Consider the following 26,393-nt stretch of genomic DNA (forward strand, 5'->3'; position numbering starts at 1 on the left):
TTTATAGCCGTTTCAATAATTTGGTATAGGCCATGTCCAAGCTCAGCGGTTTTGTGTTCCGCCGTCCCGCGCTGGCGAGCAGCATTGCCGATGGCCTGGTGGGCGCCGGCCTTCAGGATTTCACTTCTGGCCTGTTTCTCGCCGCGCCACGTCGCACTGGTAAAAGTACGTTCTTGCGCGAAGACCTGATCCCGGAGTGCCAGCTGCGCGGTTGGCTCACCGTGTATGTGGACCTGTGGGCCGACAAAGAAAAAGATCCCGCGGAGTTGATCGCCAGCGCCATTGCCGCCGCGCTTGCACCCTACGAAAAGGGCATTCGCAAGCTGGCCAAAAACCTTGGCATCGAAAGGTTGAGTTTTCTGCGGACCCTGTCCTGGGACTTCAGCAAGCCGCAATTGCCGGTGGGCGCGACCTTGACCCAGGCGTTGGAGTTGCTCCACCACGCGGCGGAAAAACCCGTCGTGCTGGTGATCGATGAAGCCCAGCATGCCTTGACCAGCGATTCGGGGATCAACGCCATGTTCGCGCTCAAGGCCGCCCGGGTTCAGCTCAACCAAGGGCGTGACGAGGAGGGCAGCGGCCTGCATTTAGTCTTTACCGGTTCCAACCGCGACAAGCTGGCCTATCTGGTATTGGGTAAAAGCCAGCCGTTTTTTGGCTCCAGCATCACGCCGTTTCCGCTGCTGGGCAAAGCCTTCACCCAGGCGTACACCGCACACCTCAACGCGAACCTGGCCCCGACCAACCAATTCAACGCGGCCGATATCGATGAAGCCTTCGAGTTGGTCGGCCGCCGACCCGAGATGCTGCGCACGATCATCGGTGAAGTAGCGCTGGAGTTGGGCGAGGCCAGCAACTTGGGCCAGTTGCTGCACAGTCGCGCCGAACTGCTGCGCGCAGGTGTGTGGACCGAATTCGAAAGCGCCTGGAACGCCCTGACCATCCCGCAACGCGCCGTCCTGCAGGTGATGGTGGAGCGCTCGCTGAACAACGAGCCTTTTGCGCCGTTTACCGACAGCACCCTCACTGCGGTCAGCAAGGCGTTGGAGGATATGGGCAGTGACGTGGTGCCGGGCACCCAGACCATCCAGGCCTGCATCGATGCTCTGCGCGACAAGGAACTGGTGTGGAAATCGGGTCGGGGCGGGTACGTGCTCGAAGACAAATCATTCGGCGAGTGGCTGCGCTACAAGCGCCATACCCAACACTAAAAACAACACATATCCAATGTGGGAGGGGGCTTGCCCCCGATGACGGACTGTCAGCTGATACAACGTTGGCTGACCCACCGCTATCGGGGGCAAGCCCCCTTCCACATTGAATTTCGGTGTGGCTTATTTTTTTACCAACGCCGAACACGCAGCCTTATAGGCCTCATGCTGATACTTGTTCAGCGTCGCGGGCAGTTCAAAGTTGTGCTTCTTGTTCTGCGCATTGATGGTCTGCGGCGACAGCAGCGTCACTTCAACCCCATCCAGCAACTGAAACACCCCCTCAATCTTGAACGTCGTCGGGCCACCGGCGAACTCACCTTTCTTGCTGCGCTTTTTGATCGCGATGCGGGTGATGGCGTTGTCCTGCACAAACGCCTTCACCTGGGCGGCAAAGGCTTTGACGTTGGCTGCCTCATCGTCGTCTTCAAGGGCAATTTTCTTGGTCGCCAGGGCGACATGGGTCAGCGCCTGGTTGTCGAGGGAGGCGAGGGCGATGATGGCTTCGCTGCCTTTGATTTCGATGCCGCAGAGAGTCATAACGTTGCCTTGGTAAATGTGGGTACCCAAGGTTACCAGGGTTCGCGTGGGCGCAAGACCGTCGGTCGTGAAGTACGTCTGACCTGTTATTTCTGACAGTAGACCGCGTTGCCACAATGCTCGTAGATTTTCTGAGTGAGCCAATTGGTGGCTTTCACGTTGTTCGGTGGCTTTCAGATAAGGGAGTTATGCAATGAACATTCGCAAGGAAATTCGAGCAATGACGGCTGCGGAGAAGCTCGAATTTACATTGACGTTACTGGAGATGAAGAAAAGTGGTGCTTATGACAAATATGTTCATTGGCATCATGAAGTCATGGTCCCCACGGTCTATCCAAATGAACCTCAAGACCCCAACTACCGTAATGGTGCTCATCGTGGCCCGGCATTCTTGCCGTGGCATCGTGAAATGTTGATGCAGTTTGAGAAGGACCTTCAAGCCATCAAGCCAGATATTACGCTGCCTTATTGGAACTGGACCCTGGACGCGCAAGCTCCGGAGCTTTCACCCCTGTGGGACCAGGGCTTCCTGGGTGGCAATGGCGACGCTGCTGATGAGTTTCGGGTGCAGGATGGGGTCTTTGCCCATAAATATGGGAATTGGAACGTGCCTTCTTACCCGAACGAAGGGTTGCCTGGGCCTGGGTTAAAGCGTCAGTTCGGCACAGTGATCGGCTCATTGCCCACCGAAGACGATTTGAGAATGGCTATGAGCGAGGCGCTTTATGACGAGCCGAATTACAATTCGGGGCCGTTCACCCGAGGGTTCAGAAACCGTCTGGAAGGCTGGATCGTGAAACGTGGTGACCCGAATGTCGTTACGCTCGGCTCGCAATTGCATAACCGAGTACATCTTTGGGTAGGGGGCAATATGTTACCCATGACCTCGCCCGACGATCCGGTTTTTTTCCTGCATCACTGCTTCGTCGACAAGATCTGGGCGGACTGGCAGGCGCAGAAAATGCTGGATGAACCGGATCTTGCCCCGCATTACTGCCCCATGGAGCAAGGCCCGCCCGGGCACAACTATGAGGATGTGCTCAAACCATGGACTCGGCGTATCAGCGAAGTGATGGATATTACGACGTTAGGCTACAGCTATGCACCAAGCCGACCATTGACGAAAAGTCCTTTTAAATCGCCTTTCATGGCGTGACCACTGCCTGTCGCTCCCGCGCTTTGGCTGCGGGAGTGGCGCTTACTCCTGCCCGATCGACTCCAAAAATTCCGACCGTTCATCACTCATCCGCGCCAGGCAGTCGTTCTGCGCAATCGCGTAATCCTTGGTGCCGGGCTTGGCCGGGAAGGTGTCCACGGCGCAATCGGCATCCCGCAGTTTTTCCCACTTCTGCTGGGCATCCTTCAGACGAGCGGTAATGTCGGCCAGTTGGGTCTTGTTGCTGCCATAGGTCGAACCCATGCGTTCGAGCAGGCTCTGGTAGTTGTCCTTGAGCAATTGCTCGGCGGTGGTCTTGTTGTAAGTGGCGCATTCCAGGGTTTGTTTGTCGTTCTCGATGCCGTCGCAGGGCGTGTTGTCGGTGTCTTCGGCCGCGTGGACGCCGGTTGCGATGAGTGCCAAAGCCAGGAAAATCGATTTCATTGCGCCGTCTCATATCAGTTGATGGCCGAATTCTGGCTCAAGCGTAAGACAAAGAACAGCCACCCGTCAGACGCGTCTATACAGCCTTTGTCGTGGATTGACGCTTTCGGCAATTCCCCTGTCGTTTTTGCACCCGGTCCGTTCAGCCCCTGGGCATATGCTGGCCCCAAAGCGCCGGCAGACGATTCGGCGCATGAATCGCCAATAAGGGGACGCCTGATGAGCCCAGCCGAATTGCACGCCGACAGCATCGTTATCGACGGGCTGATTATTGCCAAGTGGAACCGCGACCTATTCGAGGACATGCGCAAAGGCGGCCTCACCGCCGCCAACTGCACCGTGTCGGTGTGGGAAGGCTTCCAGGCCACCATCAATAATATCGTGGCCAGCCAGACCCTGATCCGCGAGAACAGCGACCTGGTGATTCCGGTAAAAACCACCGCCGATATCCGCAAAGCCAAAGAGCAGGGCAAGACCGGCATCATCTTCGGCTTCCAGAATGCCCATGCGTTCGAAGATCAGCTCGGCTATGTGGAGATCTTCAAGCAGCTCGGCGTTGGCGTGGTGCAGATGTGCTACAACACCCAGAACCTGGTCGGCACCGGTTGCTACGAGCGCGACGGCGGCCTTTCGGGTTTCGGTCGTGAAATCGTCGGCGAGATGAACCGCGTCGGCATCATGTGCGACCTGTCCCACGTGGGCTCCAAGACCAGCGAAGAAGTCATCCTCGAATCGAAAAAGCCGGTGTGCTACTCCCACTGTCTGCCGTCGGGCCTGAAGGAGCACCCGCGCAACAAGTCCGATGAAGAACTGAAGTTCATCGCCGACCATGGCGGTTTTGTCGGCGTGACCATGTTCGCGCCGTTCCTGGCCAAGGGCATCGACTCGACCATCGACGACTACGCCGAAGCCATCGAATACACCATGAACATCGTCGGCGAAGACGCGATCGGCATCGGCACCGACTTCACCCAGGGCCATGGCCAGGATTTCTTCGAAATGCTGACCCATGACAAAGGCTACGCCCGGCGCCTGACCAGCTTCGGCAAGATCATCAACCCGCTGGGCATCCGCACCGTGGGCGAGTTTCCCAACCTCACCGAAACCCTGCTCAAGCGCGGCCACAGCGAGCGCGTAGTGCGCAAGATCATGGGCGAGAACTGGGTCAACGTCCTTAAAGACGTGTGGGGCGAATAAGCCGCCGCTCTCCTTATCCTTAACCCGTTGCCAGTCGCGCAGCGGGCATCAACACGAATTTTCTGGAGTTAAGTTTCCATGGCCAAGATCGCCCCGCAATTGCCTATCGAAGTCGACAGCGAAACCGGTGTCTGGACGTCCGATGCCTTGCCGATGCTGTACGTGCCGCGTCATTTCTTCGTCAACAACCATATGGGCATCGAGGAGGTGCTGGGCGCCGAGGCCTATGCCGAGATCCTCTACAAGGCCGGCTACAAATCCGCCTGGCACTGGTGCGAAAAAGAAGCCGAGTGCCATGGCCTGGAAGGCGTCGCGGTGTTCGAGCACTACATGAAACGCCTGTCGCAGCGTGGCTGGGGCCTGTTCAAAATCCAGGACATCGACCTGGATAAAGGCACCGCCAGCGTCAAGCTGGAGCACTCGGCGTTCGTCTACGTCTACGGCAAGGTCGGGCGCAAGGTCGACTACATGTTCACCGGTTGGTTTGCCGGTGCCATGGACCAGATCCTTGAAGCACGCGGCAGCAAGATCCGCACCGTCGCCGAACAAGTCTACGGAGGCTCCGAAGAGGGCCACGATGATGGTTTGTTCACCGTCAAGCCGTTGTAAGCCGAGGACCGTGCCATGGCTTTCGAAGCAATGTTTGCGCCGATTCAGATCGGCAAACTGACCATCCGCAACCGCGTACTCAGCACTGCCCACGCCGAGGTGTATGCCACCGACGGCGGCATGACCACTGACCGCTATGTGAAGTACTACGAAGAGAAAGCCAAGGGCGGTATCGGCCTGGCGATCTGCGGCGGCTCCTCGGTGGTCGCCATCGACAGCCCCCAGGAATGGTGGAGCTCGGTGAACCTGTCCACCGATCGCATCATCCCGCACTTCCAGAACCTGGCCGACGCCATGCACAAGCATGGCGCCAAGATCATGATCCAGATTACCCACATGGGCCGTCGCTCGCGCTGGGATGGCTTCAACTGGCCGACCCTGATGTCGCCGTCCGGTGTGCGTGAGCCGGTGCACCGTGCCACGTGCAAAACCATCGAGCCGGAAGAGATCTGGCGCGTGATTGGCAACTATGCCCAGGCCGCGCGCCGCGCCAAGGCCGGTGGTCTGGACGGCGTGGAGTTGTCCGCCGTGCACCAGCACATGATCGACCAGTTCTGGAGCCCGCGCGTCAACAAGCGTACCGACGAATGGGGCGGCACCTTCGAAGGCCGCATGAAGTTCGGCCTGGAAGTGTTGAAGGCCGTGCGTGCCGAAGTGGGTGACGACTTCTGCGTGGGCATGCGCCTGTGCGGCGACGAGTTCCATCCGGACGGCCTGTCCCACGAGGACATGAAACAGATCGCCAAGTACTACGACGACACCGGTATGCTCGATTTCATCGGCGTGGTGGGCTCGGGTTGCGATACGCACAACACCCTGGCCAACGTGATCCCGAACATGAGTTACCCGCCGGAGCCGTTCCTGCACCTGGCGGCCGGGATCAAGGAAGTGGTCAAGGTCCCGGTGCTGCACGCGCAGAACATCAAGGACCCGAACCAGGCCACGCGTATCCTCGAAGGCGGCTACGTGGACATGGTCGGCATGACCCGTGCGCACATCGCCGACCCGCACCTGATCGCCAAGATCAAGATGGGCCAGATCGACCAGATCAAGCAGTGCGTCGGCGCCAACTATTGCATCGACCGCCAGTACCAGGGCCTGGACGTACTGTGCATCCAGAACGCCGCGACCTCCCGTGAATACATGGGCGTGCCGCACATCATCGAGAAATCCACCGGGCCGAAACGCAAGGTGGTCGTAGTGGGCGCCGGCCCGGCCGGGATGGAAGCTGCGCGCGTGGCGGCCGAACGTGGCCACGACGTGACCCTGTTCGAAAAGAAAGAGTTTATCGGCGGGCAAATCACCACCGCCTCCAAAGCCCCGCAACGCGACCAGATCGCCGGTATTACCCGTTGGTTCCAACTGGAACTGGCGCGCTTGAAAGTTGACCTGCGCCTGGGCGTGGCGGCCGATGCCGAGACCATCCTGGACCTGCGTCCGGACGTGGTGGTGCTGGCCGTCGGCGGGCACCCGTACATCGAACAGAACGAACACTGGGGCGCCGCCGAAGGGTTGGTGGTCAGCAGCTGGGATGTGCTCGATGGCAAAGTCGCGCCGGGCAAGAACGTGCTGGTGTACGACACCATCTGTGAGTTCACCGGCATGTCGGTGGCGGACTTCCTGGCCGACAAAGGCTGCCAGGTGGAAATCGTCACCGACGACATCAAGCCGGGCGTAGCGATTGGCGGTACGTCGTTCCCGACCTACTACCGCAGCATGTACCCCAAGGAAGTGATCATGACCGGCGACATGATGCTGGAAAAGGTCTATCGCGAGGGCGACAAGCTGGTGGCGGTGCTGGAGAACGAATACACCGGCGCCAAAGAGGAGCGAGTGATCGATCAGGTGGTGGTCGAGAACGGCGTGCGTCCGGACGAAGCCATTTACTACGGGCTCAAGGAAGGTTCGCGCAACAAAGGCCAGATCGACGTGGAAGCCTTGTTCGCGATCAAACCGCAACCGTGCCTGAGCGAACCGGGCGAGGGCTACTTGCTGTTCCGCATCGGTGACTGTGTGGCGCAGCGTAATACCCACGCTGCCATCTATGACGCCCTGCGCCTTTGCAAGGATTTTTAAAAACAGCCGCAAGCCACAAGCTTCAGGCAGCAAGAAAGAGCAATGGGTGACCGCTTTGACTTGCCGCTTGTAGCTTGAAACTTGCCGCTTGAGGCCACCTCAATGTTGAACACCTTGCTGCCTATTCTCTTGTTTGCCGCCCTGGGCCTCGCCGTCCTCGGCGCCCTGCGCCGGGTAAACATGTGGCGCCGTGGCCGCGCGTCCAAGGTCGACCTGCTGGGCGGCCTGCTGGCCATGCCCAAGCGCTACATGGTCGACCTGCACCATGTGGTCGCTCGCGACAAATACATCGCCAACACCCACGTCGCCACGGCGCTGGGCTTTGTGCTGTCGGCGCTGCTGGCGATCCTGGTGCACGGCTTCGGCCTGCACAATCGCATCCTCGGCTACGCCTTGCTGCTGGCTTCGGTGTTGATGTTTGTCGGCGCCACCTTCGTGTACCTGCGGCGGCGCAACCCGCCGTCGCGCCTGTCCAAAGGCCCGTGGATGCGCCTGCCGAAGAGCCTCATGGCATTCTCGGTGAGCTTCTTCCTGGTGACCCTGCCGGTGGCGGGCATCCTGCCGGCGGACTTCGGCGGTTGGTTGCTGGCTGCGCTGCTCAGCGTGGGCGTGCTGTGGGGCGTAAGCGAGATGTTCTTCGGCATGACCTGGGGCGGGCCGATGAAGCACGCCTTCGCCGGTGCCCTGCACCTGGCCTGGCACCGCCGCGCCGAACGCTTCGGCGGCGGTCGCTCCACCGGTTTGAAACCGCTGGACCTTAGCGATAAAACCGCGCCTCTGGGCGTGGAAAAGCCCAAGGATTTCACCTGGAACCAACTGCTCGGTTTCGACGCCTGCGTGCAGTGCGGCAAGTGCGAAGCGGCGTGCCCGGCGTTCGCCGCCGGCCAGCCGCTGAACCCGAAAAAGCTGATCCAGGACATGGTGGTCGGCCTGGCCGGCGGCACCGATGCCAGGTTTGCCGGCAGCCCGTATCCAGGCAAGCCGATTGGCGAACACGGCGGTAACCCGCACCAGCCCATCGTCAATGGCCTGGTGGACGCCGAGACCCTGTGGTCGTGCACCACCTGCCGCGCCTGTGTGGAAGAGTGCCCGATGATGATCGAGCACGTGGACGCCATCGTCGACATGCGCCGCCACCTCACCCTGGAAAAAGGTGCCACGCCGAACAAGGGCGCCGAAATCCTGGAAAACCTGATCGCCACCGACAACCCCGGCGGTTTCGCCCCGGGCGGTCGCCTGAACTGGGCGGCGGATCTGAACCTGCCGCTGCTCAGCGAAAAAGGCAGCGCCGACGTGCTGTTCTGGGTCGGCGACGGCGCTTTCGACATGCGCAACCAGCGCACGCTGCGTGCGTTCGTCAAAGTGCTGAAAGCGGCCAAGGTCGACTTCGCGGTGCTCGGCCTGGAAGAACGCGACAGCGGCGACGTGGCCCGGCGCCTGGGCGATGAAGCGACCTTCCAACTGCTGGCTTCGCGCAATATCCAGACCCTGGCCAAGTACAGCTTCAAGCGCATCGTCACTTGCGACCCGCACAGTTTCCATGTGCTGAAAAACGAATACGGCGCCTTCAACGGCAACTACCTTGTGCAGCACCACAGTACGTTCATGGCCGAGCTGATCGGCGAGGGCGCGCTGAACCTGGGCCAGCACAAAGGCAACAGCGTGACCTACCACGACCCGTGCTATCTGGGCCGTTACAACGGTGAGTACGAGGCCCCGCGCCAAGTGCTGCGAGCCTTGGGCATCGAGGTCAAGGAGATGCAACGTTCGGGCTTCCGTTCTCGCTGCTGCGGCGGTGGCGGCGGCGCGCCGATTACCGACATCCCAGGCAAGCAACGGATCCCCGACATGCGCATGGAAGACATCCGCGAGACCGGCGCCGAACTGGTGGCGGTAGGGTGCCCGCAATGCACCGCGATGCTCGAAGGGGTGGTCGAGCCGCGCCCATTGATCAAGGACATCGCCGAACTGGTGGCCGACGCCTTGCTTGAGGAGGCTCAACCGGCCAAGTCACCGACCAAGCGTGAACCTGCGGAGGTGCACTGATGAGCGACATAATCCGCCGCGACCCACGGGCCGAATGGATCGCCCGCAACCGCCTGCACCCGCTGCATGCGGCGATGCCGCCGCTGCAACACAGCTGGATGGGGCCTAACGGCGTTATCCGCAAAAACGTTCATGGCGTTGGTTTTATTGGCCCCAACGGCATCAAGCGCATCGACCGCAGCGGCGCCCAGCAGGGCGGCGCCAGCAAGCGTACCGCGGCCGCCGAAGTGCAATTGCCGCTGCATCAGATTGCGGCGCCTGCGTTCTACATCAACGTAGTGCCGGACATGGTCGGCGGCCGCCTGAGCAGTCACGACCGCGACCTGTTAGGCCTGGCGCGGCAACTGGCCGGCAACGACGGCGCGGTGCTGGCGGTGGTATTTGGCGAACACAAGGAAAGCGCGTTTGCCACCGCCGGTGTCGACCGCCTGCTGGTGCTCGACGGTGCCGAATTCGACGGTTATTCGCCGGAACAGCGGGTGCAAGGCCTGCGGGCTGTGGATAACCAATTCAATCCACGCCACTGGCTGCTGCCGGACAGTCGCAGCGGTGGCGGTGAGCTGGGCCGGCGTTTTGCCGCCAGCCTCAAGGAACGCCCGGCCACGCGCGTCTGGCAGATCAAGGACAACACCTGCATCGGCCGCGCCGGTGCCGGCCAGGAGGATTTGGCGCGACCACTGCCACGCCTGGTTCTGGCCGCCGCCGAATGTGCCGACCCGGTCAGCGAAACCCGCCATGAAGTGTTGCCCGTGGAGTTATCCACAACCCTGGCGCGCAGCCTGCCGCGCATCGAGGATCTCGGCGCGGTGGCGGTGGACCCGGCGGCAATCCCCATGGCCGAAGCCGAGTTTATTTTCTCCGGCGGCAACGGCGTCAAGGACTGGGCCCTGTTCCACCAGACCGCCGCCGCCCTGGGTGCCACCGAAGGCGCCTCGCGGGTCGCCGTGGACGATGGCTTTATGGCGCGTGATCGCCAGGTCGGCGCCAGCGGCACCTGGGTAACGGCGCGGGTGTACGTGGCCGTGGGGATTTCCGGGGCGATCCAGCACCTGCAAGGCATCGGTGCCTGCGACAAGGTGGTGGCGATCAACCTCGACCCAGGTTGCGACATGATCAAGCGGGCCGACCTGTCGGTGATCGGCGAGAGCGCCGCGATACTGCATGCCTTGATCGATGCGGTCGAGGCCTACCGCAACGGCGCCAAGCGCGACGCGGCTTGAGGATATGAGCATGACCACGAATGTAATCAGCCTGGTGTCCGTCGGCGCCCACCCCACTTCCGGGCGCCCGCGCCGTGCGGAGCAGGATGCACGTGCGGTCGAGCTGGGTCTGCAATTGGCTGGGGATAAGTTGCAGGTGCTGCATGCCGGCGACATCGCCGAGCCGACCCTGCGCAGCTACCTGGGCATGGGCTTGCCGCAGTTGCACGTGCTGGAACAACCGGAGGGCAGCGATGCGTTGCCGGCGCTCAGCGAGTACCTGCGCGATGCCGGTGCCCAGGTGGTGCTCACCGGCAGCCAGGCCGAAACCGGCGAAGGCTCGGGGATGTTGCCGTTTCTGCTCGCCGAGCAATTGGGCTGGCCGCTGATTGTCGGGCTGGCGCAGGTGGAATCCATCGACGGGGGCGTGGCCCATGTGCTGCAAGCCTTGCCACGCGGCCAGCGGCGGCGCTTGAAAGTACGCCTGCCGTTTCTGGCCACGGTGGACAACGCCGCGCCCAAACCTCGGCAAAGCGCCTACGGCCCGGCACAGCGCGGTGAGTTGGCGGCCCATGAGGTCGAGGTTCATGCCGATGAGTTATTCACAGGCGCCGTGCTGCAACCGGCCAAGCCTCGTCCAAAACGCCTGAAGGTGATCAAGGCCAAGAGCGGCGCCGACCGCATGAAGGCGGCGACGGCCAAAGCCAGTGGGGGCGGAGGGCAGGTGCTCAAAGGCGTCAGCGCAGAAGAAGGCGCCCAAGCCATTCTCAAACTGCTCGTAGAAGAAGGCGTTGTGCGCTGACCCGCTGTGGGAGCCCAATGAACCTCGTTTCCACGCTCTGCGTGGGAATGCCTCCCCGGACGCTCCGCGTCCCGGCAAGCACGCAAGATTCGAACCTTGTGCATCTTGTGACGCAGAGCGTCACGGGCTGCATTCCCACGCGGAGCGTGGGAACGATCGACGCTCAGAACCCAGTGAACCTCGTTCCCACGCTCTGCGTGGGAATGCCTCCCCGGACGCTCCGCGTCCCGGCAAGCACGCAAGATTCGAACCTTGTGCATCTTGTGACGCGGAGCGTCACGGGCTGCATTCCCACGCGTAGCGTGGGAACGATCTGCCGATCTGCGCTCAGATACTGAGATTGAGCCCCCTCCCACATTGTGATCTCCATCAGAATCTTAGGTTAAGGGGGGGCTGGCGCAGGCTTGGGTACCAGGTCCGGCAGCGGCGGCGGCAGCGGCTGCCAGGTGGCATCCGGTTGTTGCATCGGCGGTGGCAGCGCCGGCGTGGCGTCGCCCCCAGTTGGCTTGAGAATCATTTTTTCGGTGGTGTCGCGCAGGATCATGCCCTGCGTCGAACTGCGCGCCTCGGTGCCGCTGTGAAAGGTGCTGATCTGGGAAATCGGCAGGTCCAGGTTGCGTTCGATTCTCGGGGTCAGCAACAGGATAATCTCGGTTTTCTGCTGAGTGTTCTGGTTGGAGCCAAACAGCTTCTTACCGATCCACGGGATCTGGCTCAACCACGGCAAACCCGAGCCCTCGTCGACGTCCGCTGTGCGAATCAGCCCCGAGACGATCTGGGTTTCATTGTTGCGCGCGGTCAGCAAGGTCTTGGTGGCCCGTGAGCCGAGCTCGAACGTAGCCGGTACATGTTCCGAGCCGGCAATGCGCTTGGTGATATGGCTCATTTCCACGCTCAGCTCCAGGTTCACCTCATCGCTCAGGCTGATATTGGGCTTGACCGTGATCTGCAGCCCCACGTCCTGGTAAGACACCGACGAGGTGGTGATCTGGTTGGCGGTGGTGGTGGTGACCACCGGGATCTTGTCACCGATGTTCACCTGGGCTTCTTCACGATTGCGCACCCGCACCCTGGGGTTGGCCAGGGTCACGGTGTTACCGCTGCGTTGCAGCATATTGATGCGTGCCGAGGTGCTGCCCGAGTCGAGCAGGATGTTGTCGCCATTGATCCCCCGCAACGCGCTGATCGGAATGCCCGCCAGCCCGGCAGGTACGTTGGCGAGGTTGCCCACGGATAAGCCGATGCTCTCCGGGTATTGGATGCCCAGGTTCAATTCGTCGGTCAGGCTGACCTCCAGCACCTGGATGTCGATGGTCACTTCCGACTGTGCGATATCGATGGCCTCCACCAGTTTTTCCACGGCGCTCAGGGTGTCGAGGCCGTCGCGCACAATCACGGCGTTCAAACGCTCATCCACCAGCACTTCCTTGGGCTTGAGGGCTTGCTTGATCTCGGCGCCCACCACCTTGGGGTCACTGTGGCTGAGGTAAAACGTGCGCACTGCCAGCTCGCGGTATTCACGTTCTTTGTCCGGGCGGCGCGGGTAGACCAGGATGGTGTTGGCGTTGAGGATCTTCTTCTCCAGGCCCTGGGTGGTCAGCAACAGGTTCAGTGCGTCCTCGGCGGTGGTGCGACTGGCGGTCATGCTGGCCGATGCGCTGGGATTGACGTCCTTGTCGATCACAAAATTGACCCCGGACAGCCGCGCGATCGTCTCGAAAATCGTGGACAGGCTCTGGGCGCTGAACTCCAGGCTCAAAGGTTTGCGCATGGCTTCGGAGAGGTCCGCGCTGAGATAGTCGGCGCTGACCAACTCACGGGTCAGGGCGTTACGAAAGTCCAGGGCCTCTCGGTAGTTAGGCTTTTGCGCGATGATCCGGCGCACCAGGTTGAGCGCTTCCACCGGGTTGGAACGCTTCATGTCATAGGCCCGCGCCAGCTGCGGGCGCAGGTGCTTCATCGCCTGGATGTTCTGGATTTCCTGGCGCGCGCCGAGGTTGCCGGGGTCATATTTGAGGATGGTTTCCAGGGCGCGGATGGCGGCGGTATCGTCGCCACGCATCAGCGCGGTGCTGGCTTCGCGGCTGTATTGGGCCACCAGCAGTTCCAGCCTGCTGAACTGCGCGGTGCGCAGCTGAATATCGTCGGGATCCTGTTTGGCTTCGGCCTGCAGCACCTCGACCGAACGCACGATGTCGCCTTGTTTGCGTAACTCATCGCTTTGCCTGATCGCCCGCTGGGTGTCGCACGCACTCAGCGCGAACAGCGCCAGGCTCAAGGGAATCCATCTAAGCGGCATAAGCGTGCCCCTCCCGGGTCAGTGCTTGTCCAGGCGCAGGGTGCTGACCTGCTTCAACGGCAGGTAGGTCAGCACCACGGCGGTGTCGGTGAGTTTGTCCAAGCGGTAGTGGGCGTCCAGCATCTTGCCGGGCACGATGCGCCCGGGCACCGAGCATCGGTTGCACAGGGTGTACTGTTTGCCATTGCCGCTGAGCACGACGATGTTCGCCTGGTTCTCGTAGCGCCATTGCGCGCTGACCGTGAAGGGCAGCGCCGGCGGCGTGGGCGCTGTGTTAACCACCGGCGCGGGAGCAGGCGGTGGCGTCCAGGTTTGTACAGGGAACAGATCGATCTTCGCCAGGGGCGTTTCGGCAATGGCGGCGGGCGCCGGTCCAGTCGGCGCCGGTGTGGCGGTGACAGGGGCCGCAGCGTGGTCGGGAGGTGCGGGTTCGTCCTGCCAGAGCAGCCAGGCGCAACCGATCAACGTCAGCAGCAGGAGGAGGCGCAGGTACACCGGCAGCTTCATTCCACCACCCCCAGGACGCTGATTTTAAGGTCGATGATGAGTAGGCCGCTGGCGATGTCCTTGCGCTCCAGGGTCAGGTTTTCGATGCGCACCGCCGGCTCCTTGGCGATATCCGTCAAGGCTTCGCGCAGGAGAAAGTAGGGGCCGGAAAGAGGGACCTGCGCATCCAGGCGCTGCAATCCGGTATCCCCCGGCGTGGAGTAGGCCAGGGTGGTTTGCTCAATGATGAAACCGCGCTGGCTCAGGAGGCCCAGCAGTTTTTCCAGGCGCGGGGCAAAATCGTGTGCCGTGGGTAATGCCTCGACCGCCGCCGGTTCAGTTACCTGAACCGCCTGGGGCTGTTCGTCGATACCCGCTTGCAGCGCCTGGCGTCGCTGGCTGTCGGCGCTGCTTGCCGGCTGAATCACCGCCACCTCAATCAGCAGCGTCGCTGCCATTACCCCCACGGCCAGCAGGCCCCAGAAGCCCAGGCGCTGGCGCGTTTGCAGCAGGTACCAACGCAGGCGCGGCAAGTGGCGAGTGAGGGCATCCATGGGCGGCTACCCCGCGCCAACGGTGAGTTTGACCTGCACCGGATGCTGCGGGTCTTGGGTCTTCAGTGCGCTTTGTTGCAGGTTCACCTGCACCCCTGGCTGGGCCTTGAGCCGGTCCACGAAGCGAAACGCATCCCCCAGTTGCTTGGCTTCCAGGTCCAGGTGCACGACCTGGGCCTGGGTGTTGACCTCCACGCGGGTCAGGGCGATTTCCTTGGACCAGGCCCGCGCCACGCCATCCATCAGGGCAAACGGCGTGATCTTTTGCCGGGCAAAGCTCGCCAGCTGCTGTTTTTGCTGGGGTGACAAACGGATGGCGGCCTGGATCAGCTGCTCCTGGCGGCGGGTGAGTTGAATAAATTGCTGCTCCAGCACATCGGTCTGTTGCTGCTGCTGCACCATGCGCTGCCAGTGGTGCCAGGTGCTTGACAGCAACAGACCTGCGACCAGCCACAACCCGGCTACCAGGGCACGATGGGTGGGGGTGGGGCGTTGAAAATCAACGCTGGGCGCACGGGGCGCGCGCAGGTGTTGCCAGACACCCGCGAGCCTGGATTTCATGACGGCGACTCCTCCAGCCACGGATGCACGGGCCCCAGGCGATTGTCCACCGGGGCGTTGCTGACAACCCGCGTAGCCGAGGCATGTCGTTCTACCAGCAGGTCGGCGGTGAACAGGTTGTCGTTCAAGGTGCTGCCGGGCAGGGTGGGGATCACGCACACCTGATCGATCATGCCGTGGTGTCGGTACAGACAACTGAGGCTGCCGGCCTCGGGCACGGCTACCACGCAATCGTCGGGCAGGTGCCGCCAGTACTGCCGGGCGACTGCCGTCAGCACGGGCGCGCAGGTCACCAGCGGCAAGCGGTTGAGCGTGAACAGCTCGCGCAGGTCCTGCAGCACATCCCGTGGCGTGGCGACCGCCAGGCGCGGTTGACCGAAAGGGCTATCGGCGACCTGCACCTGCCAGCGCTCGGCATCGATATTGGCCTGCTGGCCGAACGTCGCCTCGGCGAAGCCTTGCCAGTCCTGTGCGCTGTACAGCTCGGGGTGCCAGGGCAGCATCAGGTAATGCACATGGGGAAAACCCAGCAGCACCGTGGCACGGTCGAGAAACTTCACGCGCCCGCGTGGCGCCAGCTCCAGCAGTTCGGCACAGGCGGCCAGCGGCGCGCCCCGGCGTTGCGCGTGGCAGATGGGCGCGCCGCGCCAGCGGGCCCGCGCGGCCCATTCGGCGGCGTCGCTGTGCAGCCACACCACGTGCTCAATAAAGGGAAATGACACGGTGGACCTCCTTGAGCGTGGTGTCGCCCTGAGCCGCATGGGCCAGGGCAATGTCGCGGATGAACACATGGCCGGCTTCACGCGCCAGTTCACGCAGGGTGGAGGCGGAGCTGCGGTTGAGCAGGCCTTCCTTGATGCGGTCGGTCAGGGTCAATACTTCGGCCAATGCGAGCCGGCCGCGATAGCCGGTGTGGCGACAGGCCTCGCACCCCTTGCCCACGCGGTAATGACCCTGGTTCAACTGAGCCTCGGGCAGTTGGGCGAGGCGGGCAATGTTCGCGTCGGGCGCGGCCTCCTCGGCGCAGTCCGGGCAGACGCGTCGCACCAGGCGTTGGGCGACCACGCCGTTGAGCGCTTCGACGAAACTCGCCGGGTCGACGTCCATGTAGGTAAAACGCTCCAACACGCTGAACGCGCTGTTGGCATGCACCGACGACATCACCAGGTGCCCGGTCAGAGCGGCCTGCACCGCAATGCCGGCGGTTTCACCGTCGCGAATTTCGCCCACCAGGATCGTGTCCGGGTCATGCCGCAGGATCGAGCGCAGGCCGCGGGCGAAGGTCAGGCCCTTCTTGTCGTTGACCGGGATCTGCAGCACGCCGGGCAGTTCGTATTCCACCGGGTCTTCGATGGTGATGATTTTTTTCTCGCCGGTATTGGTCTCCGACAAGGCGGCATACAGCGTGGTGGATTTGCCGCTGCCGGTGGGGCCGGTGACCAGCAGCATGCCGTAGGGCTCGCTGGCCAGGACGCGAATGCGCGCGATAGTGTCGGCGGCCAGGCCCAGGATCTCCAGGCTCAGGGATTCGCCGCGCTGGGATTTGTCGAGGATGCGCAACACCGCGTCTTCGCCATGAATGCTGGGCATGATCGACACGCGAAAATCCACTTCGCGGCTCTGGATCTTCATTTTGAAGCGCCCGTCCTGGGGCACCCGCCGCTCGCCGATATCCAGCTCCGACAGCACCTTGATCCGCGACAGCGCCTGCTCGGCCATGTCCAGGCCGCTGGCCTGGCCCATCTGCTGCAATACGCCGTCGATGCGGTACTTGATCACCAGGCCGGCGGGACTGGTTTCCACATGGATATCGCTGGCGCGGCTTTGCAGCGCGTCGAACAGCATGGAGTTGACCAGACGCACCACTGGGTTGTCGTCGCGGGCGATGCTGCTCAGGGAAATTTCCTGGGCGGCCTGGCTGATCGGTGCGTCGGGGTCGTCTGCGCCAAACGGCTGCATCACCCGCTGGCTGGCTTCGGCCTTGGTCAACCGGGTCTTGACGGCGCCGGGCAGGCTCATGGCCAGGGGCAATTGGCGCAAGGTGCTGGAGGACTGCAGCCAGTGTCGGCTGGTCAGGGTGAAGGGGTCGCCCAGTACCAGGCACGGCTGGCCCTCGTGGTCCAGGGGCAGCACGTTATGCACCAGTGCCTGAGGCAATGGCAGCAGGTCAAAGCGCCAGTGTTCATCGAGATTTTCCGCGGCAATGGCGAGCATTCCCAAGGTATGGGCGATCGTCGCCAGCTGTTCGGGCGCTGTGTGCAGCACCTCCAGCAGGTAATTGGATACGCTCAACCCGCGTTGCTCTGCGAGAGCCTGCCATTGCCGTGTCTGTTCGCTCATCGCACTACCCCTGAATGGAGCCCGCCAGTTCAAAGATCGGCATGTACAACATGAACACGATCAGGCCAATCAGCCCGCCCACCACCAGCATCAACACCGGCTCGAAGACCTTGCTGAACAGCTCGATGGCGCGCTCCAGCGCCTCATCGTGAAACTGCGCGATGCGCTCGCACATGGCCGCCAATTCGCCGCTTTGTTCACCGACCCGCAGCAGGCGTTCGGCGACGGCGGTGGTCAGTAGGTGACGAGCCAATGACGTGGACAGCGGCTGACCGGACTGAATATCGATCATGGCTTGGCGCAGGGCTGCCTGGCGTTCCACAGGCAGCAGGGCACCGGACAGTTCCACCGCTGTGACCACCGGCATTCCGCCCATCAACAGCATGCCGGCGGTGCGATAAAACCGCGCGAGTACAAACAGCGTGCGCTGGGCGCCCAGGCTGGGAATCTTCCAGAACAGCTCGGCCGCGCGACGTTTGAACGCGGCACTGCGAAACAGCAGCACCAGCGCGACGATTGCCAGCACCAGGCCGATCAGTAACTCCATGCCGCGCGCCTCCACCAGCGCGCCCCACCACACCATCAAACGCGCGGTGGCAGGCAGGTCGTTGACCGCGTCGAACACCGAAGCGAAGCGCGGGATCACGAAGAACAGCAGAAACAGCAGGATCAACGCACCCACGCTGAGCACCACCACGGGGTACATCAGGGCGCCGCTGACGCGTTTTTTCACGCTTTCCAAGTGCGCTTCAAAATGATGGTAGCGGCGCAGGGCCACGGCCAATTGGCCGCTGTGCTCGGAGGACGCCACGGTGGCGATCAACAGCGACGGGAACGTCTGCGGCTTGAGCTGCAGCGCTTTGGATAACGAGTTGCCCTCATACATCGACGCCAGCAGGTCGCTCAGCACTTGCCGGTTGATGCCAGGCGGTGCCTTGTCGCGCAGGGTTTCCACGGCTTCCACCAGCACCAGGCCGGCGTCGAGCAGCACCACCAATTCCTGGATGAACAAGCCAAGGGCGAACCTGGACCGCCGGCTCGGTAATTTGAGTTGGCGACGGGCTTTCAACGAGATGACCTGGGCGCCGTCGGCCTGCAATTGCCGGCGCGCCTGGGCCAGGTCGGTGGCTTGCAGATGCAGGGACTGCAAGTGGCCATCGCGGATGATGCGCGCGTCGATGTCGATCATGGCGTTTGCCTGGCCAGTTGCTGGCGCTGCTGCAGCAGCTCGCCGTAATAACGCCACACGGCGCGAGCGTAGCGTGTACGCCGCGCTTCACGCTCCGGCTTGGCGCCTGCGTTGTAAGCGCCCACGGCCTGCCAGCCATAACCTTTTTCGCGGATGAAACCGGCGAGGATCCACGCGCCGACCATCACGCTGGTGCAGGGTTGCTGGAGCAGGTGCCGTTCGGTGATGCCGAACGCGGCCAGCGCGGGCAAATGGCGGCTGTTGATTTGCATCAGGCCGATATCCTGGCTGCCGTCGGTGTTGATATTGCGCGCGTCAGGGTTGAGGCCGGACTCGACCTTGGCAATGGCATACAGCAGCAGTGGGTCGACGTGGTAGCGGCTGGCTGCCAGTTGCCAGCAGTTGGCCTGGGCTGTACCCGTGAGGCACAGGAGCGTCAGGACCAGCCGCAGCGTGCGCATGTCACAGACCGTACACAATGTCGGCGTAGGTGTTCACACCGCCGGCCTTACCGTCGCGGCCCAGCGAGATGATTTCCGCATCGTTGGGCGGGGTGCCGGGGTTCTTGTAGAGATAAGCGTTGCCCCAAGGGTCTGGGGGTAACGTTTTCAAATACGGCCCCTGCCAATTGCCCGCATTGGCGGGCCGCGTGGTCAACGCATTCAGGCCGAGGGTTTCGTCGGGGTAGTTGCCATTGTCCAGACGGTACTGGTTCAAGGCATCGGCGAGGGACTTCATCTGGCCCTGGGCGGTTTGCACCTTGGCGAGTTCAAGGCGGTCGAACATCTTCGGGCCGACGTAGCCGGCGAGCAGGGCGATGATCAGCAGGACGACCAGCAGTTCAAGTAACGTAAAGCCGCCCTGAGGCGGGGCGATAAGCGTGCGTGCGCGCATGGCAATCCTTGACGGTTGGGAGTAACTCTCTGCCGGCCCGTTTGGGAAGCGGGCACCGCCGGTAGGACTGCGTTATAACCATTACTGCTTCCAATTGTAGCGGTGCGCGATATAAGGCGCCGTAAGGCGCCCTATAACGTTTGGCACTTGCTGTTATCAAGTCAGCGCATATGCCAGCGACTCAAGGAACAACATCCCATGCGCGCTGCCAGAAAGTGGAGCCGGGTTTGCCGGGTTCATTTTCATTCTGCCCGCACCATGCGCCTGCTGATCCCTGCTTGCACCGATACTTCACTCCATGGTTGGAGACTTGTGAGCCGCTGTTGTAGCCGCCATCTCGTATCCACTGAGGGAAGCCGTCATTGTCCCCAGCCTTTTTAATCACGAAGGTCGTTTCCTTCTGGCCGTTTTTCCGATTTTGCGCGTCATAAACGCCTAATTTAATGATGTAGTTAGGCTGCGGAGCGCCCGGAACGGGATCGACATACGGGCCCACCTTGAAGGAAAAGGTGCTCTGGTGGTTGGGTGGGGGCGAAGCATGGTCCGAAGCGTTTGTGGACCATATATACGTAAGAGGACCGTTGTGTCCGACTGAGCTTCTGCCGTCGAATGTGACGGTTTCACCTTCTTTGGCTTCGGTTGGGCCTTGGAAGTTGGCAGTAGGAGGGCGTTCATCAGGGGTTTCACCGCCGCCGGTAATGATCGACATCACCTGTTTGTAATGCGGGTTAGTGGCATAGGTTGCATTGGCCTGCGGGTTAGCAGAGTTGAACGTAACCGTACCATTGGCTTTTACGCCGATTTTGGCAATGGCAGGGGGGACCTGGTTGGCTATTTCCAGTCCCCATTTGGCCGGTGCCAAATTATCGGTTCGGATTTTCTGGGTGATATCCACCAATTCCGTTCCTTTGGCATCGACCCCAAAGATCCGGAAGTGGACGGAGTCGCCGACTTTGAGCGATTGCATATCGGGACCGATGTAAGGGCCGATATTTGTCAGCGGGTCCGGAACACCGCCACTTTGGAACCTTACATCTGAACAAGAAATGAAGAACTCGCCATTTGGATCATCCCTGACCCATATTCCTACCACCAATCCATTACCCGATGCGTTGCTGGGGATAGTCCGATTGATCACATAAAAACCTGCAAGCCCGGGGAGCAAGGCGGGTGGGTTCCAATTGGTGTACGCCTTTTCGAGTCTTTCGGGTCCCCCCAAGGCGATTAAATCACTCCATTTCAATACGTCAGTCGCGCTGTTAAAACCAGGCCTGGTTATAAACGCATAAAACGTGCTGGGCACATGAAGAATTGTGCCAACAAGGCGTATAGCCAGTGATTGACCTGGCACTACATTTTCCTTGTACTTTGTCCATAACGGAGTGGGGTAATCCAAGCTGGCTTTTTTCGGATCATTTGCTGCGCATATGTGGCCGTCCGGAATAATGGCCTTGATCTGATCCAACGTCGGATGGTTGATCTCCGGAATCTTCGCAACCTCGTGCCATTGATCGGCGGCAATTGCCCAGTCATTGGTGGAATTGAATGTTTTTGTAAAAGCCTCTCGACAGCCTTCATCTTTAATAGATGAGCCATTAGCAGAGCCCCAGTGTCCTCCCGTTACGTAACAGTTCAAAGCACGGGATGGAGGCGTTTCGACAGCCCCATGCCCCCATCCTGCTGCGGGTGCCAATAACACCGCTGCCAGGACCCACTTGAATAAGTCTCTCGCGTAGCTCTGTAAATTATTCATGCTCTAGTCCACCTTCAATTCAGATAAACAAGTTCCGAACTGCTGGAACGATCAGTGTGTTTACGTCGTTAAGTCATTGAGTCAGCTGATCTCCCACGGGAGCGGTGCGGGTTGCAGGGTTACTCTGTACAGAGCCATACAGAAACACCCACCCTTGATAACTGCCTTGCCCTGTAAAACGTTGGTTAATGACAGAAAAGTTGCCTTGCTTGAACGGTGTGCCTTCGGCCTGGCTGAATACGCCCATGATGGTTTCGCCCGGACCCGCGACAATGCCCCAATCGGTGGTGCCGGTCAGCGGGTCGGTGTAGACCCGGCGCAGATAGCGCTTGATGGTCGGTTGGCGGCGGTCGAGGACCAGATCTTCAAGTGATTTGGGAAAGGTGTTGCCGGCCGCATAGTACAAGCCGATGGCCCGTCGGATTTCATTGCCGCGCGCCAGCAGTTCCAGCTCGCGTTCGCGCTGCAGCACACTGGACCACAGCGTGCCCACTTCCATCAGCATCACGGCCACTACGGCCACGGTCACCAACATGCCCATGAACACCGAGCCTTGCTGGTGCTGTTTACCAGTCGGCATAGGCGCTCCCGTCATTGGCGGTGCCGGGCGCGCCGCTGCGTACGTCGCCCAGGCCTTGTTCGTCGGAGGGTTGCAGTTGCCAGGTGTCGCGCTTGCCGGTCAGCGGGTCCAGGGGGATTTCGCGCAGGTAACGGCGGTCCACCAGGGCTTGCAGGGAGGCGGGGTTTTCACCGTGGTCTTCACGGTATTGATCCAGTGCCTGGCGAATGGTGGAGAGGTTATGGCGCAGCACGGTCTCCTGGGCCTTGGCGTGCTGGCGAAAATATTGTGGCGTGACCAGCGTCATGAGTGTGGCGATGATTGCCATCACCACCAGCAATTCGATCAAGGTAAAACCGCGTTCACCACTGGCTGTATAACGTTCCATTCAAACTCTCCCGGGGGCTGCGGGATGAAACGTCGAATACATCTTCTCCCTCTTGTGGGTTGTCGGCGGTGCTCTTGTAACTGCGCAGTTGCCAGGTCTTTTCCGGCGCAAGTTCGGGGCACTCGCAAAGAGGGTCCCGAGGAATGCGCCGCAGAAAATAGAGTTTGTTGCCCTGCAGGTTGGTTTTGTCGGTGACGCCGTCGACCAATATCCGCAAGGAGGGCGGGTAACCACTGTCGGTGACGCTCTTCTCTATGCGTCCGTCGTCACTGGCTTCTTTGTAGGAATCAATGGCGCGGCGTATCTCTCGCAACGAACGTTGCAAGTCGAGTTCTCGGTCGCGTTTACCCATCAATGCTGTCAGCGGATAAGCCACTGTCGCCAGCGTGGCCAGCAAGGCCAGCGTCAGTAGTAATTCAATCAGCGTAAAACCTTTGGCGCAGTGATGGCTGGGCGTGCCCTGCCACATCACCGTTCTACCTCCCGATCAGGCTGCCAAGGACTTCCGCGTTAACCCAGGCCATGGAATTGACTGCAAAGGTGAGTGTAGATGCAGTGTGTTTTTTGTACAGGTATGCAGTTACCCACAAACGCTGTGAGCGCAGCTGTGGATAAGGTGTTCCTGGGTGCCCACAAGCCTCGTCAATCGAGGGCTACAGGCTCCTGTACGAAAATTGATCAAGCTAAGTCACGGTTTTTTGGTGCTTTTCCGTGTGGATAAAGGTCAGGCATCGGTTGGACTTGCCCCCAAAGTCTGTTGGCGCTTCTGTGGATAAGATGTTCGCTATCCGCTACAGGCCTTATAAAACGGGGTTCTTAATCGTTTGGTTGTTTATTGATCAAATCGCCGCTTAAACCAAAGAATAGCGCTGAAACCCTCGCCTTATGAGGGATTTGCGCGGTTTTCCACAGCCTGGTAGAAGTTGCCCCCAAAGTCTGTTGGCGGTTCTGTGGATAAGGTGTTTGCGCACCGCTACAGGTCACGGCTTACGTGGCTTATAGGCTTGTGATTAATAAATGATCAATAGATTGAGTGAGCCGTCAACTTGAATAAGTCACGGATTTTCTTCAGTTAATTTTGGCCGGCTAGCGCAGTTGCCCACAATTGCTGTGGGTGGGTTTGTGGATAAGTTGTTGGGTAAAGGCTGCAGGGCAGGCTGGCAGTGGCCTGCGAGGGATATGATCAAATGTTGAGCAGTGTGAGGATCAAATGTGGGAGGGGTAAGCCCCTCCCATCTGTTTTTTTGAGCTATGGGTATCGGTTATTCGTGTGCAGCCACGCCTTTGAGGTAAGGGGCTGGGGCTGCGCCGAGGTTGTTCAGCATGCGCTCGCTGTACCAGTCCACGAAGTTCACCACGCCGAACTCATAGGTCTTGGAGTAAGGCCCCGGCTGGTAGGCGGTGGAGTTGATGCCGCGCTGGTTCTCTTCGGCCAGGCGACGGTCCTGATCATTGGTGGCGTCCCACACCTGGCGCATGCGCTCCACGTCGTAGTCCACACCTTCCACGGCGTCCTTATGCACCAGCCACTTGGTGGTCACCATGGTTTCCTGGGCGCTGATCGGCCACACCGTGAACACGATGATGTGATCGCCCATGCAGTGGTTCCACGAGTGCGGCAGGTGCAGGATGCGCATCGAGCCCAGATCAGGGTTCTTGATGCGGCCCATCAACTTGGCGCAGCCCTGCTTGCCGTCCAGGGTCATCGACACCGTGCCCTTGAGCAGCGGCATGCGCACGATACGGTTACGCAGGCCGAAGCTGGCGTGGGCATAAGGGATCTTCTCGGCATCCCAGGCGGCAGCGGAAGCGGCCACGTGGTCCTTGAAGGCCTGGTCGGCGCGTGGGTCGGTGACGTCGTCCCATTCCAACAGGGTTTTCAACAGCTCCGGGTGCGACGCGTTGCAGTGGTAGCACTCGCGGTTGTTTTCCAGCACCAGTTTCCAGTTGGCCTTTTCCATCAAGGTGGTCTGCACCGCCACCTTGGTGTTCTCCATGTCGTAGGGTTCCATGTAGTGGTTCAGCGTCGACAGGAAGTCATCGATGGCCGGCGGGTTCTCGGCCAGGCTGATGAAGATGTAGCCGCCGGCGGTCTTCACGTTCACGGGCTTGAGGCCGTACTGCTTCATGTCGAAGTCGGCGCCCATCTCGGTGCCGGCGAACAGCAGGCGACCGTCCAGTTCGTAGGTCCACTGGTGGTAGTGGCAGACCAATTTGGCCACCTTGCCTTTGTCGCTGGTGCACAGGCGCGAGCCACGGTGGCGACACACGTTATGGAACGCATGCACCACGCCCTCGGCGCCACGGATCACGATGATTGGGTTCTTGCCCACCTGCAGGGTCAGGTAGTTGCCTTTGGTGGGAATCTCACAGGTCATGCCGGCGATCAGCCACTCTTTCTGGAAGATCTCCTGCATGTCGATATCGAACAGCCGTTCATCAGAGTAGAACGGCTGCGGCAGCGAAAACGTGCGCTCGCGCTCTTGCAGCATTTGCGCGGTGGCCTTGCGTGCGGGTTCCAGCGGATCGCCCAAGCTCAGGGTTGCGGTGACGTCCATCGTGTGTGTCCTCATGGCCATTCTGTGTGGCCGGCGAATAGTGGCTGATCAGGTGTGCAGCAAGGCGTAAACAAAGCGTCGTTGTTGGGAGCGAGTGTGGGGCTGCTGATGTGCCGAACCTTATCCATGAGCGACATGGCCCACTCTGATCCCGACGCGCAAGCCCCGTGGTATGGGGGCTGGTCGCGATAAGTATGTGAATGTCGCAGATAGGTAAATGGGCGGTTCTCGCGTTACGCAGAATCGCCACCATAAGGCCGACGTCGGCGGTGGAGAACAACATGTCCAATAATTTCCTGAATCCGGTAACCACCCAGACCTGGGCCAATGGTCGGCACATCGTCCGTTGCGTCAAAGTCATCCAGGAAACCTGGGATGTGCGCACCTTTTGTTTCATGGCCGACCAGCCGATCCTGTTCTTTTTCAAGCCGGGGCAGTTCGTGACCCTGGAGCTGGAAATCGAAGGCCAGCCGATCATGCGTTCGTACACCATCTCCAGCTCGCCGTCGGTGCCCTACAGCTTTTCGGTGACCATCAAGCGCGTGCCGGGCGGCAAGGTGTCCAACTGGCTGCACGACACGTTGCATGAAGGCCAGGAGCTGGCAGTGCATGGGCCGGTCGGGCTGTTCAACGCCATCGATTACCCGAGCCCGAAGGTGCTGTACCTCAGCGGAGGTGTGGGTATCACGCCGGTGATGTCGATGGCGCGCTGGTTCTACGACACCAACGCCAATGTCGACATGACGTTTGTCCACAGCGCCCGCTCGCCCAAAGACATCATTTATCACCGCGAGCTGGAGCACATGGCATCGCGGATCGACAACTTCAGCCTGCACCTGATCTGCGAGAAGCATGGCCTGGGCGAGCCCTGGGCCGGGTATCGCGGCTACCTGAACCACAAGATGCTTGAGTTGATGGTGCCAGACTTCCTCGAGCGCGAAGTGTTCTGCTGCGGCCCCACACCGTACATGAGCGCGGTGAAACGCCTGCTGGAGGCGGCCGGTTTCGACATGACGCGCTACCACGAGGAGTCTTTCGGCGCCACGCCACCCGAAGCGCGGGCCGACGCCGTGGAGCAAGCTGAACAAGCTGCCGACGCGCCGGAAGTTGACCTGGCGGATCTGCACCAGGTGGAGTTCATCGCCTCGGGCAAAAGCATCCGCGTGGCGCCGGGCGAAACCGTGCACGCGGCCGCCGCCAAGCTTGGCCTGATGATCCCCAAGGCCTGCGGCATGGGTATCTGCGGTACGTGCAAGGTGATGAAGCTGGGCGGGGAAGTAGAGATGGAGCACAACGGCGGGATTACCGAGGAAGACGAGGCCGAAGGCTACATCCTGTCGTGCTGCAGCGTGCCGAAGGGTGATGTGCGTATCGAGTTCTGACGATAGATCGTTCCCACGCTCCACGTGGGAATGCAGCCCGTGACGCTCTGCGTCACAAGATGCACAAGGTTCGAATCTTGCGTGCTTGCCGGGACGCGGAGCGTCCGGGGAGGCATTCCCACGCAGAGCGTGGGAACGAGGTTCACTGGG

Annotated in this window: 25 protein-coding genes; 9 read left to right on the plus strand and 16 right to left on the minus strand. The window is 60.9% G+C overall.

Features of this window, described 5'->3' with window-relative positions:
- Nucleotides 1-32: 32 nt before the first annotated feature.
- Nucleotides 33-1,211, plus strand: coding sequence for a hypothetical protein (locus G7025_RS19400; protein ID WP_181080710.1), 1,179 nt, complete (start codon nt 33-35; stop codon nt 1,209-1,211).
- Between the two features lie 123 nt (nt 1,212-1,334).
- Here G7025_RS19400 and G7025_RS19405 read toward each other — a convergent pair whose 3' ends face one another.
- Entirely contained in the window at nt 1,335-1,751 is a 417-nt protein-coding gene (locus G7025_RS19405; protein ID WP_181080711.1) for a DUF3010 family protein, read from the minus strand.
- Between the two features lie 193 nt (nt 1,752-1,944).
- Between G7025_RS19405 and G7025_RS19410 the strand changes: the two genes are divergently transcribed.
- The gene (locus G7025_RS19410) at nt 1,945-2,907 is read left to right on the plus strand and encodes a tyrosinase family protein (RefSeq protein WP_181080712.1); all 963 of its coding nucleotides are present in this window, start codon (nt 1,945-1,947) and stop codon (nt 2,905-2,907) included.
- A gap of 42 nt (nt 2,908-2,949) precedes the next feature.
- On the opposite strand, the gene G7025_RS19415 is transcribed toward G7025_RS19410, so the two are convergent.
- On the minus strand, nt 2,950-3,351 hold the full coding sequence (locus G7025_RS19415; protein ID WP_181080713.1) for a lysozyme inhibitor LprI family protein: 402 nt from the start codon (nt 3,349-3,351) through the stop codon (nt 2,950-2,952).
- A 219-nt stretch (nt 3,352-3,570) separates the two neighbouring features.
- Here G7025_RS19415 and G7025_RS19420 point away from each other — a divergent pair, with 219 nt between their 5' ends.
- The 6 genes from G7025_RS19420 to etfB all read left to right on the plus strand — a co-directional run bounded on the left by G7025_RS19420 (nt 3,571) and on the right by etfB (nt 11,280).
- On the plus strand, nt 3,571-4,548 hold the full coding sequence (locus tag G7025_RS19420; protein WP_015373138.1) for a dipeptidase: 978 nt from the start codon (nt 3,571-3,573) through the stop codon (nt 4,546-4,548).
- A gap of 78 nt (nt 4,549-4,626) precedes the next feature.
- Complete coding sequence (locus G7025_RS19425; RefSeq protein WP_008083165.1) at nt 4,627-5,157, plus strand: DUF5943 domain-containing protein; 531 nt, start codon at nt 4,627-4,629, stop codon at nt 5,155-5,157.
- Between the two features lie 15 nt (nt 5,158-5,172).
- On the plus strand, nt 5,173-7,233 hold the full coding sequence (gene dgcA / locus G7025_RS19430) for a dimethylglycine demethylation protein DgcA (protein ID WP_181080714.1): 2,061 nt from the start codon (nt 5,173-5,175) through the stop codon (nt 7,231-7,233).
- A 102-nt stretch (nt 7,234-7,335) separates the two neighbouring features.
- Nucleotides 7,336-9,279 (plus strand): dimethylglycine demethylation protein DgcB, encoded by a 1,944-nt coding sequence (dgcB, locus tag G7025_RS19435; RefSeq protein WP_181080715.1) that lies wholly within the window; start codon nt 7,336-7,338, stop codon nt 9,277-9,279.
- Complete coding sequence (gene etfA / locus G7025_RS19440) at nt 9,279-10,499, plus strand: electron transfer flavoprotein subunit alpha (RefSeq protein ID WP_181080716.1); 1,221 nt, start codon at nt 9,279-9,281, stop codon at nt 10,497-10,499. The genes dgcB and etfA overlap by 1 nt, the downstream gene beginning before the upstream one ends.
- A 10-nt stretch (nt 10,500-10,509) precedes the next feature.
- On the plus strand, nt 10,510-11,280 hold the full coding sequence (etfB, locus tag G7025_RS19445; protein ID WP_181080717.1) for an electron transfer flavoprotein subunit beta: 771 nt from the start codon (nt 10,510-10,512) through the stop codon (nt 11,278-11,280).
- Nucleotides 11,281-11,662: 382 nt separating this feature from the next.
- On the opposite strand, the gene G7025_RS19450 is transcribed toward etfB, so the two are convergent.
- From G7025_RS19450 to gbcA, 14 genes are all read right to left on the minus strand, one after another.
- Nucleotides 11,663-13,579 (minus strand): secretin N-terminal domain-containing protein, encoded by a 1,917-nt coding sequence (locus G7025_RS19450; RefSeq protein ID WP_181080718.1) that lies wholly within the window; start codon nt 13,577-13,579, stop codon nt 11,663-11,665.
- An 18-nt stretch (nt 13,580-13,597) separates the two neighbouring features.
- Complete coding sequence (locus tag G7025_RS19455; protein WP_181080719.1) at nt 13,598-14,086, minus strand: hypothetical protein; 489 nt, start codon at nt 14,084-14,086, stop codon at nt 13,598-13,600.
- Nucleotides 14,083-14,619 (minus strand): hypothetical protein, encoded by a 537-nt coding sequence (locus tag G7025_RS19460; protein ID WP_181080720.1) that lies wholly within the window; start codon nt 14,617-14,619, stop codon nt 14,083-14,085. Before G7025_RS19460 ends, G7025_RS19455 begins: the two co-directional genes overlap by 4 nt.
- Nucleotides 14,620-14,625: 6 nt before the next feature.
- Entirely contained in the window at nt 14,626-15,180 is a 555-nt protein-coding gene (locus G7025_RS19465; protein ID WP_181080721.1) for a hypothetical protein, read from the minus strand.
- Nucleotides 15,177-15,902, minus strand: coding sequence for a hypothetical protein (locus G7025_RS19470; protein ID WP_181080722.1), 726 nt, complete (start codon nt 15,900-15,902; stop codon nt 15,177-15,179). The genes G7025_RS19465 and G7025_RS19470 overlap by 4 nt, the downstream gene beginning before the upstream one ends.
- Entirely contained in the window at nt 15,883-17,520 is a 1,638-nt protein-coding gene (locus G7025_RS19475; RefSeq protein WP_181080723.1) for a GspE/PulE family protein, read from the minus strand. The genes G7025_RS19470 and G7025_RS19475 overlap by 20 nt, the downstream gene beginning before the upstream one ends.
- 4 nt (nt 17,521-17,524) lie before the next feature.
- Nucleotides 17,525-18,709: a type II secretion system F family protein gene (locus G7025_RS19480; RefSeq protein ID WP_181080724.1), complete on the minus strand. Its 1,185-nt coding sequence runs from the start codon at nt 18,707-18,709 to the stop codon at nt 17,525-17,527.
- Nucleotides 18,706-19,170 (minus strand): transglycosylase SLT domain-containing protein, encoded by a 465-nt coding sequence (locus G7025_RS19485; RefSeq protein WP_181080725.1) that lies wholly within the window; start codon nt 19,168-19,170, stop codon nt 18,706-18,708. Before G7025_RS19485 ends, G7025_RS19480 begins: the two co-directional genes overlap by 4 nt.
- Before the next feature lies 1 nt (nt 19,171).
- Nucleotides 19,172-19,603: a type II secretion system major pseudopilin GspG gene (gene gspG / locus G7025_RS19490; protein ID WP_181080726.1), complete on the minus strand. Its 432-nt coding sequence runs from the start codon at nt 19,601-19,603 to the stop codon at nt 19,172-19,174.
- A 181-nt stretch (nt 19,604-19,784) separates the two neighbouring features.
- Nucleotides 19,785-21,356 carry a lytic polysaccharide monooxygenase gene (locus G7025_RS19495; protein WP_181080727.1) on the minus strand — a complete coding sequence of 524 codons (1,572 nt, stop codon included), beginning with the start codon at nt 21,354-21,356 and terminating at the stop codon, nt 19,785-19,787.
- A 73-nt stretch (nt 21,357-21,429) separates the two neighbouring features.
- On the minus strand, nt 21,430-21,936 hold the full coding sequence (locus G7025_RS19500; protein ID WP_181080728.1) for a type II secretion system protein: 507 nt from the start codon (nt 21,934-21,936) through the stop codon (nt 21,430-21,432).
- A complete protein-coding gene (locus G7025_RS19505) occupies nt 21,923-22,303 on the minus strand; it encodes a type II secretion system protein (protein ID WP_181080729.1) in 381 nt (126 codons plus the stop codon). The genes G7025_RS19500 and G7025_RS19505 overlap by 14 nt, the downstream gene beginning before the upstream one ends.
- Entirely contained in the window at nt 22,278-22,772 is a 495-nt protein-coding gene (locus tag G7025_RS19510; protein WP_181080730.1) for a prepilin-type N-terminal cleavage/methylation domain-containing protein, read from the minus strand. The genes G7025_RS19505 and G7025_RS19510 overlap by 26 nt, the downstream gene beginning before the upstream one ends.
- A gap of 793 nt (nt 22,773-23,565) precedes the next feature.
- Nucleotides 23,566-24,861, minus strand: coding sequence for a glycine-betaine demethylase subunit GbcA (gbcA, locus tag G7025_RS19515; protein WP_065938190.1), 1,296 nt, complete (start codon nt 24,859-24,861; stop codon nt 23,566-23,568).
- Between the two features lie 281 nt (nt 24,862-25,142).
- Between gbcA and gbcB the strand changes: the two genes are divergently transcribed.
- Entirely contained in the window at nt 25,143-26,243 is a 1,101-nt protein-coding gene (gene gbcB, locus G7025_RS19520) for a glycine-betaine demethylase subunit GbcB (RefSeq protein ID WP_181080731.1), read from the plus strand.
- The last annotated feature ends 150 nt before the right edge of the window (nt 26,244-26,393 follow it).

This window comes from Pseudomonas lurida (genome assembly GCF_013522705.1).
Lineage (GTDB): Bacteria > Pseudomonadota > Gammaproteobacteria > Pseudomonadales > Pseudomonadaceae > Aquipseudomonas > Aquipseudomonas quebecensis.